Source organism: Bacillus sp. AY2-1 (assembly GCF_008368965.1).
GTDB classification, from domain to species: Bacteria; Bacillota; Bacilli; order Bacillales; family Bacillaceae_G; genus Bacillus_A; species Bacillus_A thuringiensis_S.
In genome coordinates, this window is record NZ_QPEL01000054.1 from 29,681 (window position 1) to 43,833 (window position 14,153).

The window sequence follows — 14,153 nt, forward strand, 5'->3', positions numbered from 1 at the left end:
AATAAACTTTTTAATGAAAGACCAATGAATGTTATAATTCGTTGGTTTTTTTATTTTGTTTAGAAAAAGAGATTATTTGATATTATGGAAAATAAAACCTATTTTTAGTAATATTACATGTAAGTGAGTTTTTTTATAAGACAATTAAATAGATATAGATAGGGGGAAGGGGAATGAAAAATAAAATTTCAACTTGGCTAGGAATAGTAGCAGCTATGGGAGTTCTTGCTATTGCAGTTACATTTGGGATGTTAGAACTTGCCGATAATCCAGTAGATAAAGAAGTGAGCGCTCAAATAGATAAAAAAGAAGACCAAACAATAGTAGGTAGAGAGGTAGATGGGGTCTTTGTTGATGTGTATGTTACTGAAAATTCTACTGAAAGAGAAGTCATTACAGCGATGCATCGCATGACTCATCAAAAAGTGGTGGCAGAACGAAAATCGGGCTCTATCCCAATGATTCAAAATAATGCTAAAAAATTAAAAGAAATCATAAATAAGAGTAGCTTTTCGAAGAAAAATGAGCTATTAGCAATTGCTAATAGATGGGCACAAAAAGATTTTAGTAAAATTGTAGAAGATCACAATTATTTCTCGGATGTTCAAGAAGATAACGTTTGTAAAGCAACTAGAGCGATGGATGCGGTAGAAGAGCAACATTATATTTTAACTACATTCGGGGAGGAAAAAGCGAAAGAACTATACGAATCAGGGGATGCTCCGCACGTTCAATAAAAAATAATATAAAGGGCTTCTAGTTTTTTATGATCGTGTTTAAGGACGCAATGGGGGCTTATAAATAAATAGTCTGCTTTCTTTATGATTTGTAACAAAAATAATAAAGGAACGGCTAAATCGCATCGTAGCACATCTGTTAAAGGATTTTAGCAGGGAAGTCATCCGTGATATAATAGAAAATAATAAAAAGCCCTGCAAAACAGGACTGTATTATTCTTCGTCTTTATTTTGTTTTTCTAATTCAACTAGCTTTTGAATTAAAATGTGTTGCGGCATATGGATGAGTTGTTCAAGTGGAACACCTAGTGCTTTTGATAAGCGGACTGCAGTATCTGGAGAAATTTGCAATGGTCTCATAGAAGTACCTCCTTTTTCGTATAGTATAGCATAAGATTGGGGGAGTGAGGATGACTCTTATATTTGCGCATCGTGGTGCGGCTGGAACGTACCCAGAAAATACAATGCTTTCATTTGAAGCGGCTGAGTCTTTTAGAGCGGATGGAATTGAACTTGATGTTCAATTAACGAAAGATGGAAAAGTTGTCGTCATTCATGATGAAACGGTGGACCGGACTACAAATGGAAAAGGTGCGGTTCGGAATTATGTATATGAGGACTTATGTAAGTTAGATGCAAGTTATAAATTTGGTGATAAAGTAGGTTTTTGTAAAATACCACTTTTAGAAGAGGTATTAGAGTGGCTTGAACAAACGAGTTTGCTACTTAATATTGAACTTAAAAATAATAAAATTCCATATAGAGGTTTAGAGGAAGAAGTTATAACGCTTGTGCGGAAATTTAGTTTAGAGGATCGCGTTGTATTTTCTTCGTTTAATCACTACAGTATGAAACGGTGCCATATGATGGCTCCTGATATTCAAACTGCAATTTTATATCGCGAAGGTTTGCATAGTCCGTGGGCATACGCGAAAAAAATGGGGGCTACAGCAGTACATCCGAATTATCGTTACCTTCAAGATGCTATTGCTGAACTAACGATGGAAAGTGGTGTAGAGGTTCGCCCTTATACAATTAATGAAGAAACGCTTATGCGTAAATATTTTGATATGAATATATCGGCGATTATTACTGATTACCCTGAAACGGCAAGAACGTTATTGCCGATAAAAAAATGAGACCGCGTGTAACGGTCTCATTTTTTTATTTATAAATAGTGGGGCATTCCTATCTTCTGAAGCGAGCTTGTACTTTATTTCGTTTACGATCTCGGTGTACGACGAAGCCACCAAAAATATAAAACCCGAGCCCGAAGCAGAGAGCGCCGATTAAAAATTGTAACCACAGTATAGAGATTGGTGGAAATAGAATCCCGAATACAGTATCTCTCATTAACTTTATACCAAACACAGCTAATGAAATAGGGATGAGTGCTAATGATAGAGCAAGGTAACGCTGCATATAAACGCTCCTTTTCAGATTATTTTGTTTATTTTAATGATGTTATATGAAAAGGGGGTTTGTCAAGAGGGGGTTGAACGAGTAAGATAAGGGTGTGAAAAAATTTGCAGAGTTACTTCGAGAGGAAGTGTAATATATGAAACAAAAAGTATTAATTGTTGGTGCAGGTGAAGGCGGGAGCGCACTGCTGAATCTGTTATATAGTTCGAATATATTTCAAATTATAGGGATTATTGATATAAATCCGTTGGCAAAAGGATTACAAATTGCTAAGGAATATGGAATTGCAATTGGAGAAAGTGTAACTCCATTTCTTTCTATGCATATCGATGTAATATTTGATATGACAGGTGAAGATGATGTACATAAAGTTTTATTGGAAAAAAAGAAAAAAGACACTCTTCTTATACCAGGTGATATTGCAAAAATTGTTACAGGATTAGCGCATGAGAAGGAAGGGTTAATTGGGCGGTTAGAGGAACAAACGCAACAAGGAGAATTAATTTTAAATTCTACGCATGACGGCATGATCGTAATTGATCAAGAGGGACAAGTTCGTCTTTTTAATAAAAGTGCAGAGCGTATTATCGGATATAAAAAAGAAGAGGCGATAGGAAAATATATTTTAGAAGTTATTCCGACTAGTAAATTACTTCGCATTATACGTACGAAACAAATAGAAGTAAATTATGAACTAACATTAGAGAATGGAAAGAAAATTATTACAACGCGTATACCGATATTAAAAGAGGGCGGAGAGGTACAAGGGGCATTTGCAATTTTTAAAGATATAACAGAAGTTGTAGATTTAGCGGAAGAAGTTACAGACTTAAAAGAAATTCAAACACTATTAGAGGCGATTATTAACTCATCTGAAGAAGCGATTTCGGTTGTGGATGAAAAAGGAAGAGGTTTAGTCATTAACCCGGCATATACGAAATTAACGGGTTTAACAGAAGAAGATATTATTGGGAAGCCTGCTACAACTGATATTGTAGAAGGCGAAAGTATGCATATGAAAGTACTTCGAACGCGTCGTGCGGTGCGCGGAATACATATGAAGATTGGGCAAAAAAAGCGCGATGTAATTGTAAACGTAGCGCCAGTTATTGTGGATGGAATATTGAAAGGAAGCGTCGGCGTTATCCGTGACGTGTCGGAAATTCAAAAGTTAACAAATGAATTGAATAGAGCGAGGCAAATCATTCGCACATTAGAAGCGAAATATTCTTTTGATGATATTGTCGGAAATTCAGATGAAACAACTGCAGCTATCGAACAGGCGAAGCTAGGAGCGAATACACCGGCAACGGTACTGTTACGCGGTGAATCTGGGACTGGTAAAGAATTGTTTGCCCATGCAATCCATAATGGAAGTAATCGAAAATACAATAAGTTCGTCCGTGTAAACTGTGCGGCCATTTCGGAGACGTTGTTAGAAAGTGAATTATTTGGTTATGAGGAAGGGGCGTTTTCTGGAGCGAAAAGAGGCGGGAAACGTGGGTTCTTTGAGGAAGCGAATAACGGTAGTATTTTTTTAGATGAAATAGGGGAGTTATCTGCAAATACACAAGCGAAACTCCTTCGTGTATTGCAGGAAAAAGAAATTGTAAAAGTTGGTGGAACGAAAGCGATACCTATTAATGTTCGAGTAATTGCAGCGACACATGTGAATTTAGAAAAGGCTATTCTAGAAGGGAAGTTTAGGGAGGATTTATATTATCGATTAAATAAAATTCCAATTCAAATTCCATCTCTTCGTCAACGTAAAGGAGATATACCGAAAATTGCGGACAGGTTGATTCAAAAAATTAATCAAGATTATGGTCGTAATGTAGAAGGGCTCACTGATTCAGCTATTTTATATTTACAATCATACGAATGGCCAGGGAATGTGAGAGAACTTGAAAATATTTTAGGACGAGCGATTATTTTTATGAATTATAACGAGATATATATTGATGTACAACATTTACCACCATTACATAACGAAGAGCAGGTGGAGTCAAAGCAATCTCATTTATTACCTGAATTAGAAGAAAAGCCACTTGAACATTTAGTGACAGAGTTTGAAGGGAATATTATTCATGAATATTTGGAGAGATTTGATGGGAATAAAACACAAACTGCAAAAGCGTTAGGAATTTCCGTACGAAATTTATATTATAAGCTAGAAAAGTATGACCATGCAAAAAATAGCATGCAATAAATTGCGTACTGTGCAATTTATTGCATGGTATACAAAAAGCGACAAAATAAGACAGAATCTTTTGTTATTTTCCAAAGTATTGATTTTACTGCATTTTGAATGCGTTTTCATTATTGGTAAGACCACTTTTAAAAGTTGGCACGGTATTTGCTTTATAAATAGACGAGGGACGACGGAAAGGGTTGATTACAAAATATGAAGTTAGAATACTTAATTGATCAAGCAGCGGGACAGCCTAAAAAAACTGTAGCTGTAGCAGTAGCTGAAGATCATGAAGTAATTGAAGCTGTAGCGAAAGCAATTAAATTACAGCTAGCTCAATTTCGTCTATATGGAAATCAAGAAAAAATAATGGGGATGCTACAAGAACATGGTTTACAAACTTCAGAACATGTTGAAGTGATTGCAGCAATGTCTAATGCAGAGGCTGCAGAACTTTCTGTTAAAGCTGTGAGAAATGGTGAGGCAGACGTGCTTATGAAGGGGAACATCCCAACAGCGAATATTTTGAAGGCTGTGTTAAACAAAGAGTGGGGCCTACGTAAAGGTAGCGTACTTTCACATGTAGCAGCATTTGAAGTTCCAAATTATGATCGTCTTATTTTCGTTACAGATGCAGCGATGAACATCGCACCTGATGTAACACAAAAAGCTGCTATTATACAAAATACTGTAGAAGTTGCCCAGGCAATAGGAATCGACTTGCCAAAAGTGGCACCAATTGCAGCAGTAGAAGTTGTGAATCCAGCGATGCAGGCGACAATTGATGCAGCGATGTTAACACAAATGAATCGCCGCGGACAAATTAAAGATTGTATCGTTGATGGACCACTTGCTTTAGATAATGCAGTATCACAAATTGCAGCAGAGCATAAAGGCATAGTAAGTGATGTAGCAGGTAAGGCAGATATTTTACTCGTCCCAACGATTGAAGCTGGAAATGTGCTATATAAATCACTCGTATACTTTGCGGATGCAAAAGTAGGAGCAATGATTGCTGGCGCAAAAGCACCGATTGTTTTAACATCTCGTGCTGATTCAGCAGAAACAAAAGTATATTCATTAGCATTGGCAGTTGCGACTGCTTCAAAATAAACCAAAAAGGGTAAAACATTAGGGGGAAACGACAATGACATTAGAAATCTTCGAATACTTAGAAAAATATGATTATGAGCAAGTGGTATTTTGTCAAGATAAAGAATCTGGTTTAAAAGCAATTATTGCAATTCATGATACAACACTTGGACCGGCTCTTGGTGGAACAAGAATGTGGACATATGATTCTGAAGAAGCGGCGATTGAAGATGCATTGCGTCTTGCAAAAGGGATGACATACAAAAACGCAGCAGCTGGTTTAAACTTAGGTGGTGCGAAAACAGTAATTATCGGTGATCCTCGTAAAGATAAGAGTGAAGCAATGTTCCGTGCACTAGGACGTTATATCCAAGGACTAAACGGACGATACATTACAGCTGAAGATGTTGGTACAACAGTAGATGATATGGATATTATCCACGAAGAAACTGACTTTGTAACAGGTATCTCACCATCATTCGGTTCTTCTGGTAACCCATCTCCAGTAACTGCATACGGTGTTTATCGTGGTATGAAAGCAGCTGCAAAAGAAGCTTTCGGTACTGACAATTTAGAAGGAAAAGTAATTGCTGTTCAAGGCGTTGGTAACGTAGCATATCATCTATGCAAACATTTACACGCTGAAGGAGCAAAATTAATCGTTACAGATATTAATAAAGAAGCTGTACAACGTGCTGTAGAAGAATTCGGTGCATCAGCAGTTGAACCAAATGAAATTTACGGTGTTGAATGCGATATTTACGCACCATGTGCATTAGGCGCAACAGTTAATGATGAAACTATTCCACAACTTAAAGCAAAAGTAATCGCAGGTTCTGCAAATAACCAATTAAAAGAAGATCGTCACGGTGACATCATTCATGAAATGGGTATTGTATACGCACCAGATTATGTAATTAATGCAGGTGGCGTAATTAACGTAGCAGACGAATTATATGGATACAATAGAGAACGTGCACTAAAACGTGTTGAGTCTATTTATGACACGATTGCAAAAGTAATCGAAATTTCAAAACGCGATGGCATAGCAACTTATGTAGCGGCAGATCGTCTAGCTGAAGAGCGCATTGCAAGCTTGAAAAATTCTCGTAGCACTTACTTACGCAACGGTCACGATATTATTAGCCGTCGCTAATCATTCATATATAACTTTTACAAAAGGTGTGGTTACCTCTTATGAGGTTTCCGCTTCCTTTTGAATTTATTAGTGGAGGTAGCAACATTGTCTGTAAATCGAATTCTTGTTATTAACCCAGGTAGTACATCCACAAAAATTGGTGTTTTTGATAATGAAAGACCCGTTCTAGAAGAAACGATTCGTCATGACGTAGAACAGATTGGAAAATATAAGCGAATTATCGACCAATATGAGTTTCGAAAAGAAACGATTTTAGAAGTTCTACATTCTCATGGTATTAACATTTCAAAATTAAACGCTGTTTGTGGACGTGGTGGATTACTTCGTCCAATCGAAGGCGGTACTTATACAGTAAACGATGCGATGTTAGAAGATTTGAAAAATGGCTTTAGCGGTCATCACGCTTCAAACCTTGGAGGCATTTTGGCATATGAAATTGCTTCTGGATTAAATATCCCTGCATTCATTGTGGATCCTGTCGTTGTAGATGAGATGGAGCCGGTTGCTCGTATAAGTGGCATTGCTGGTATGGAACGCAAAAGTATCTTCCATGCATTAAATCAAAAAGCAGTTGCTCGTAAAGTAGCTGAACAGTTAAATCACAAATACGAGGATTTAAATTTATTAGTTACACATATGGGCGGTGGCATTACAGTTGGTGCTCATAAAAAAGGAAGAGTAGTCGATGTGAATAACGGTTTAAACGGAGAAGGACCATTTAGTCCAGAGCGCGCTGGTACAGTACCAGTAGGGCAACTAGTAGAAATGTGTTTCTCTGGTGAGTATTACCGTGATGAAATGATTAAAAAACTTGTCGGACAAGGTGGACTTGTAAGTTTAATCGGTACAAATGATGCGATTAAAGTAGAGAAAATGGTTGAAAAAGGTGATCCTGAAGCAACTCTTATTTATAAGGCAATGGCATATCAAGTTGCAAAAGAGATTGGCGGAGCTAGCGCTGTACTTCACGGGAAAATCGATGCAATCGTATTAACTGGTGGACTGGCATACAGTAAAATTCTTGTCGATGAAATAAAAGAGCGAGTGGACTGGATTGCAGATGTTATCGTACATCCAGGCGAAGATGAGTTAGAAGCGTTAGCAGAAGGAGCACTTCGTGTGTTACGTGAAGAAGAAGCTCCAAAAGAATACGTTGTACGTGAAAAAGAAACGGTAGCTAGGGGTTGAGATAATGGCAAAAGAATATGATTTAGTCATCGTTGGCGGCGGTACTGGTGGATATGTTGCTGCAATTCGTGCATCACAATTAGGATTAAAAACAGCACTAGTCGAAAAAGAAAATCTTGGTGGTACTTGTTTACACAAAGGATGTATTCCTAGTAAAGCTCTTTTACGTAGTGCGGAAGTATATGCAACTGCTAAAAAAAGCGAAGAGTTCGGAGTTATTGCAAGCAATGTAGAACTAAACTTTGCGAAAGTACAAGAGCGTAAAGAGAAGATTGTAACGCAGCTTCATAAAGGCGTTCAACATTTAATGAAACAAGGTAAAATTGATGTGTTTGAAGGTATTGGTCGTATTCTTGGCCCGTCTATTTTCTCTCCTATGCCAGGGACAATTTCAGTTGAACTTGCAAGTGGAGAAGAGAATGAAATGTTAATTCCAAAAAATGTACTTGTTGCAACAGGTTCTCGTCCAAATTCATTACCAGGTTTAGAATTAGATGGAGAATACGTAATGTCTTCGGATCATGCCCTAAAAATGGAAACGCTTCCTAGTTCGATTATTATCGTTGGTGGCGGTGTAATCGGTATTGAGTGGGCATCTATGCTTGCTGACTTCGGTGTAGAAGTTACAGTATTAGAGTATGCAAAAACGATATTACCACTAGAAGATCAAGACGTTTCAAAAGAAATGCAACGTCTATTCAAGAAAAAAGGTATTAAAGTGGTAACTGGTGCAAAAGTATTACCAGAAACATTGGTAAAAGATAATGGAGTAACAATCCAAGCTGAACATAACGGTGAGAATAAAGAATTTAAAGCTGAAAAAATGCTTGTATCTGTTGGAAGACAAGCGAATACGCAAAATATTGGCTTAGAGAACACAGATATCGTTGTGGAAAAAGGATACATTCAAACAAATGAGTTTTATCAAACGAAAGAATCGCATATTTACGCAATTGGAGATGTAATCGGTGGTTTGCAACTTGCTCACGTTGCTTCTCATGAAGGAATTGCTGCAGTAGAACATATTGCAGGGAAAGAAGTTACACCAATTGATTACTCTATGGTATCAAAATGCGTATATAGCAGTCCAGAAGTTGCTTCTGTTGGCTTAACAGAACAAGAAGCGAAAGAAAAAGGCTATAAGTTAAAAGTAGGTAAGTTCTCATTCCGCGCAATCGGAAAAGCACTTGTATACGGAGAATCAGATGGTTTCGTAAAACTTGTAGTTGATGAAGAGACAAATGACATTCTTGGTGTTCATATGATTGGACCACATGTAACAGATATGATTTCTGAAGCTGGTCTTGCAAGAGTACTTGATGCAACACCTTGGGAAGTAGCACATACAATTCATCCGCATCCATCATTATCTGAGGCGATTGGTGAAGCAGCACTTGCTGTAGATGGAAGAGCGTTACACGCATAAAAATGTGGATTTAGGAGGTTATGAAAAATGGCAGAAGTAAAAGAAAAGCGCCATGAAGAGCTTGGCTTAAGTGATGAGCAAGTATTAGAAATGTTCCGTACGATGTTACTTGCACGTAAAATCGACGAACGTATGTGGTTATTAAACCGCGCTGGTAAAATTCCATTCGTAATTTCTTGTCAAGGACAAGAGGCTGCACAAGTTGGAGCGGCGTTCGCTCTTGATAGAGAGAAAGATTATGCATTACCATACTATCGTGATATGGGTGTTGTACTAGCATTTGGTATGACAGCTAAAGAGCTTATGTTGTCTGCTTTCGCGAAAGCTGGAGATCCAAACTCTGGTGGTCGTCAAATGCCTGGTCACTTCGGTCAAAAGAAAAATCGTATTGTTACAGGTTCATCTCCAGTAACAACGCAAGTACCACATGCAGTTGGTATTGCACTAGCTGGAAAAATGGAGAAGAAAGATTTAGTAACGTTCGTTACATTTGGAGAAGGTTCTTCAAACCAAGGTGACTTCCATGAAGGGGCAAACTTTGCTGGTGTACACAAACTACCTGTTATTTTTATGTGTGAAAATAACAAATATGCAATCTCTATTCCGGTTGAAAAACAATTAGCATGTAAAAACGTATCAGATCGTGCAATTGGTTATGGTATGCCTGGATATACAATAGACGGAAACGATCCGCTTGCAGTATATAAAGCTGTAAAAGAAGCAGCAGATCGCGGTCGTCGTGGTGAAGGCCCAACTTTAATTGAAACAGTATCATATCGTTTAACAGCACATTCTAGTGACGATGATGATCGTGTTTATCGTGATAAAGAAGAAGTAGAAGAAGCAAAGAAAAAAGATTCAATTATAACATTCGCGGCTTATTTAAAAGAAGCTGGTGTGTTAACTGAGGAATCGGAAAAACAAATGTTAGACGAAATTATGCATATCGTAAATGAAGCAACAGAATATGCAGAAAATGCTCCGTATGCAGCACCTGAAGATGCATTGAAGCACGTATACGCAGAATAGGGGGGAACGTTTCATGGCTGTAATGTCTTATATTGATGCTATTACATTAGCAATGCGCGAAGAAATGGAACGCGATGAGAAAGTATTCGTTTTAGGAGAAGATGTTGGTAAAAAAGGTGGCGTGTTTAAAGCGACACACGGTTTGTATGATCAATTTGGTGAAGATCGTGCGCTTGATGCACCGCTTGCAGAATCTGCAATTGCTGGGGTAGCAATTGGTGCAGCAATGTATGGTATGCGTCCAATCGCTGAAATGCAGTTTGCTGATTTCATCATGCCAGCAGTAAACCAAATTGTTTCTGAGGCAGCAAAAATTCGTTATCGTTCTAATAATGATTGGACTTGTCCAGTTACAATCCGTGCACCATTTGGCGGGGGGGTTCACGGTGCATTGTATCATTCACAATCTGTAGAAGCGATGTTTGCAAACCAACCAGGTTTAAAAATCGTTATCCCTTCTACACCATATGATGCAAAAGGCTTATTAAAAGCAGCCATTCGTGATGAAGATCCAGTATTATTCTTCGAACATAAACGTGCATATCGTTTAATTAAAGGTGAAGTGCCGGAGGATGACTACGTATTACCAATCGGAAAAGCAGATGTAAAACGTGAAGGTGATGATATTACAGTTATCACGTACGGATTATGTGTTCATTTTGCTCTTCAAGCAGCTGAAAAGTTAGCACAAGATGGCATCTCTGCACACATTCTTGATTTACGTACTGTATATCCATTAGATAAAGAAGCAATCATTGAAGCAGCTTCTAAAACAGGTAAAGTTCTTCTTGTAACAGAAGACAATAAAGAAGGAAGCATTATGAGTGAAGTGGCAGCAATTATTGCTGAAAACTGTCTATTTGATTTAGATGCGCCAATCGCACGTCTTGCAGGTCCAGACGTTCCAGCAATGCCATATGCACCAACAATGGAAAAATTCTTTATGGTAAATCCAGATAAAGTTGAAAAAGCAATGCGTGAACTTGCGGAATTTTAATCGGGGGGACTATACATGGCTGTAGAAAATATTACAATGCCTCAGCTCGGGGAGAGCGTTACAGAGGGCACAATTAGTAAATGGCTCGTTAATGTTGGCGATCACGTAAACAAGTATGATCCGCTTGCAGAAGTAATGACTGATAAAGTAAATGCTGAAGTACCATCTTCTTTCACTGGTATTGTGAAAGAGTTAATCGCTGGTGAAGGTGATACGTTAGCTGTAGGTGAAGTAGTTTGTGTGATTCAAGTAGAAGGCGCAGACGAAGTAGCAGCAACAGCTGTTGAGGAAAAAACGAAAGAAGAACCAAAGGCAGCAGCAATTACGCCTGAAAAAGCACCGAAAGTAAAACAACCAACTGATGGAAAACCACGTTTTTCACCAGCTGTGTTAAAACTTGCGGGTGAGCATAACGTTGATTTAGATTTAGTAGAGGGTACGGGAGCAAACGGCCGTATCACTCGTAAAGATATTTTAAAGCTAGTGGAATCTGGAAATATTCCACAAGCAGGTGCGAAGAAAGAGGAAGCTGTAGCGGTAGTAGTAGAAGCTCGCCCAGAAGCACCAAAAGCAGCACCAGTAGCGCAAAAAGTAGAAGCTGCGAAACCAGTTTCTGTACCTACAATGCCTGGAGATATCGAAATTCCAGTAACAGGTGTGCGTAAAGCAATCGCAGCAAACATGTTACGCAGTAAACACGAAGCACCACACGCTTGGATGATGATTGAAGTAGATGTGACAAACCTTGTGTCATACCGTAACTCAATTAAAGGTGACTTTAAGAAGCGTGAAGGCTTTAACTTAACGTTCTTTGCTTTCTTCGTAAAAGCAGTGGCACAAGCGTTAAAAGAGTATCCTCAAATTAATTCAATGTGGGCTGGCGATAAAATTGTTCAGAAGAAAGATATTAACCTTTCTATCGCTGTTGCAACAGAGGAAGAATTATTTGTACCAGTAATTAAGCAAGCGGACGAGAAAACAATTAAAGGTATCGCTCGTGAAATTACAGAACTTGCAGGAAAAGTACGCACGAAATCGCTAAAAGCAGACGAAATGCAAGGTGGAACATTTACAATTAATAACACAGGATCATTCGGTTCTGTTCAATCTATGGGTATTATTAATTACCCACAAGCGGCTATTTTACAAGTTGAATCAATTGTAAAACGCCCAGTAATTATGGATAATGGTATGTTCGGTGCTCGTGACATGGTTAACTTATGTTTATCACTTGATCACCGCGTACTTGATGGTTTAATCTGTGGTAAGTTCTTAGGACGTGTTAAAGAAATTTTAGAAAACATGTCAGAAAACAATACATCTGTATATTAATAAAAAGCTCGCTTATGCGAGCTTTTTATCGTCTTATTTCTTCATCTACATCCTACTATATGTATAAATACCTTTCCCAGTAATCTTACAATAAACGATTATGTATTAGGAATTTACGAAAATACATTGCTGATATATGGTATATGGATATAAAATAAGAAAAGAATAATTTTTTTGGCAAATCTTACTGATGAAACTGTAGTATAATATATTGTATTGTATGAAAAAGAGAGTTATTCTATATAAGTGTTTTATAGATAATGTGTAATCAGTCGTCAAAACATGAAGAATGTTGACTCCTGGTTTTTTATTTTGCTGTAACAATGTTTCAGGAGGATGTCATGAAAAGAAGTACCGAGTTTCTAAAAAGTTTAGATGTAAAATTAATTTTAATTTTGTGTGCACTATGTGTGACGAGTATAGCTGCTATATATAGCAGTCAGCAAACGGGACAGTATGGAGCTGCAAACTTTGCTATGAAGCAGGGGATTAACTACATAATTGGGGTTGTATTGTTACTTCTTATTGCTAGCATTGACTTAGATCAGTTGCAAAAATTGTCTTGGCCGCTTTATATTGCTGGGTTTGCTTCACTTATTCTTTTGAAAGTATTACCACCATCAGGTTTTACACCTGAAAAATTAGGTGCAAAAAGATGGTTTGTTTTCCCAGTATTTGGACAAATTCAGCCGTCTGAGTTTTTCAAAATTGCATTGCTTCTTGTAGTAGCGAGTATAGCAGTGAAACATAATGCACAGTATATGGCAAGGACATTCCAAACAGATTTAAAGCTAGTAGGTAAAATTATGCTAGTGTCACTTCCGCCTATGGCGGTTGTATATAGTCAACCGGATACAGGTATGGTGTTCTTATATGCTGCTGCAATTGCATGTATTTTATTTATGTCGGGTATACAAAAGAAATTGATAGCATTATGTACAGTTATTCCGTTGACCATATTATCTGCTTTAATATTTATTTTCTTTAAGTATCAAGATTTTTTCTATAATAATTTAGTTACTTTACTAAAACCTCACCAACAGTCGCGTATTGTAGGTTGGTTAAATCCATTTGAAAATGCAGATCAAGGTTACCAAACGCAACAATCGATTTTAGCTGTAGGTAGTGGAGGAATGGAAGGTAAAGGGTTTGGGGGAGGAAGCGTCTATATCCCAGAGAAGCATACTGACTTTATTTTCGCTACAATTGCCGAAGAAGGTGGGTTTATCGTAGCAGCGTTAGTTGTCTTCTTGTTCCTATTACTACTATATCGAACAATTATTATTGGTTATTCCGCTGATAATTTATTTGGTACATTATTATGCGCTGGATCGATTGGTATATTAACAGTTCAAATATTCCAAAACATCGGTATGATCGTTGGATTAATGCCTGTAAAAGGTATTGCATTACCTTTCTTATCGTATGGGGGAAGTTCCTTATTCTCGAATATGATTATGATGGGGCTCATACTATCGGTACGGAAAACTTATAAAAAATATATGTTTTCAGTTAAGTAAAAAAAGCTGGTTCGTTTTTAAACGAATCAGCTTTTTTACATATATGCTCATAAACGTTGC

Annotated in this window: 13 protein-coding genes; 11 read left to right on the forward strand and 2 right to left on the reverse strand. The window is 37.6% G+C overall.

Annotated features, from left to right (window positions below):
• The first annotated feature begins 173 nt into the window (after positions 1-173).
• Entirely contained in the window at positions 174-737 is a 564-nt protein-coding gene (locus DN403_RS13995; protein WP_000791083.1) for a PRK06770 family protein, read from the forward strand.
• Between the two features lie 213 nt (positions 738-950).
• On the opposite strand, the gene DN403_RS14000 is transcribed toward DN403_RS13995, so the two are convergent.
• Positions 951-1,097 carry a YycC family protein gene (locus DN403_RS14000; protein ID WP_149185539.1) on the reverse strand — a complete coding sequence of 49 codons (147 nt, stop codon included), beginning with the start codon at positions 1,095-1,097 and terminating at the stop codon, positions 951-953.
• Between the two features lie 50 nt (positions 1,098-1,147).
• Between DN403_RS14000 and DN403_RS14005 the strand changes: the two genes are divergently transcribed.
• Entirely contained in the window at positions 1,148-1,876 is a 729-nt protein-coding gene (locus tag DN403_RS14005) for a glycerophosphodiester phosphodiesterase (protein WP_000172594.1), read from the forward strand.
• Positions 1,877-1,925: 49 nt separating this feature from the next.
• Here DN403_RS14005 and DN403_RS14010 read toward each other — a convergent pair whose 3' ends face one another.
• A complete protein-coding gene (locus tag DN403_RS14010) occupies positions 1,926-2,159 on the reverse strand; it encodes a DUF2627 domain-containing protein (protein WP_001190195.1) in 234 nt (77 codons plus the stop codon).
• Positions 2,160-2,295: 136 nt separating this feature from the next.
• On the opposite strand from DN403_RS14010, the gene DN403_RS14015 reads away from it, so the two are divergent.
• The 9 genes from DN403_RS14015 (at position 2,296) to DN403_RS14065 (ending at position 14,093) form a co-directional block, all read left to right on the forward strand.
• The gene (locus DN403_RS14015) at positions 2,296-4,368 is read left to right on the forward strand and encodes a sigma-54 interaction domain-containing protein (RefSeq protein WP_000810981.1); all 2,073 of its coding nucleotides are present in this window, start codon (positions 2,296-2,298) and stop codon (positions 4,366-4,368) included.
• A gap of 195 nt (positions 4,369-4,563) precedes the next feature.
• The gene (gene yqiS / locus DN403_RS14025) at positions 4,564-5,463 is read left to right on the forward strand and encodes a phosphate butyryltransferase (protein ID WP_000764673.1); all 900 of its coding nucleotides are present in this window, start codon (positions 4,564-4,566) and stop codon (positions 5,461-5,463) included.
• Between the two features lie 34 nt (positions 5,464-5,497).
• Positions 5,498-6,598 (forward strand): leucine dehydrogenase, encoded by a 1,101-nt coding sequence (locus tag DN403_RS14030; protein ID WP_000171355.1) that lies wholly within the window; start codon positions 5,498-5,500, stop codon positions 6,596-6,598.
• An 87-nt stretch (positions 6,599-6,685) separates the two neighbouring features.
• Entirely contained in the window at positions 6,686-7,789 is a 1,104-nt protein-coding gene (gene buk, locus DN403_RS14035; RefSeq protein WP_000115782.1) for a butyrate kinase, read from the forward strand.
• 4 nt (positions 7,790-7,793) lie between these two features.
• The gene (gene lpdA, locus DN403_RS14040) at positions 7,794-9,215 is read left to right on the forward strand and encodes a dihydrolipoyl dehydrogenase (RefSeq protein WP_001051295.1); all 1,422 of its coding nucleotides are present in this window, start codon (positions 7,794-7,796) and stop codon (positions 9,213-9,215) included.
• Between the two features lie 27 nt (positions 9,216-9,242).
• Positions 9,243-10,244 (forward strand): 3-methyl-2-oxobutanoate dehydrogenase subunit alpha, encoded by a 1,002-nt coding sequence (gene bfmBAA / locus DN403_RS14045; protein WP_000852551.1) that lies wholly within the window; start codon positions 9,243-9,245, stop codon positions 10,242-10,244.
• A gap of 13 nt (positions 10,245-10,257) precedes the next feature.
• Positions 10,258-11,241: a 3-methyl-2-oxobutanoate dehydrogenase subunit beta gene (gene bfmBAB, locus DN403_RS14050; protein WP_000290071.1), complete on the forward strand. Its 984-nt coding sequence runs from the start codon at positions 10,258-10,260 to the stop codon at positions 11,239-11,241.
• 15 nt (positions 11,242-11,256) lie between these two features.
• A complete protein-coding gene (locus tag DN403_RS14055) occupies positions 11,257-12,573 on the forward strand; it encodes a dihydrolipoamide acetyltransferase family protein (RefSeq protein ID WP_000257646.1) in 1,317 nt (438 codons plus the stop codon).
• Positions 12,574-12,914: 341 nt separating this feature from the next.
• On the forward strand, positions 12,915-14,093 hold the full coding sequence (locus DN403_RS14065; RefSeq protein ID WP_000831177.1) for an FtsW/RodA/SpoVE family cell cycle protein: 1,179 nt from the start codon (positions 12,915-12,917) through the stop codon (positions 14,091-14,093).
• Positions 14,094-14,153 lie beyond the last annotated feature (60 nt).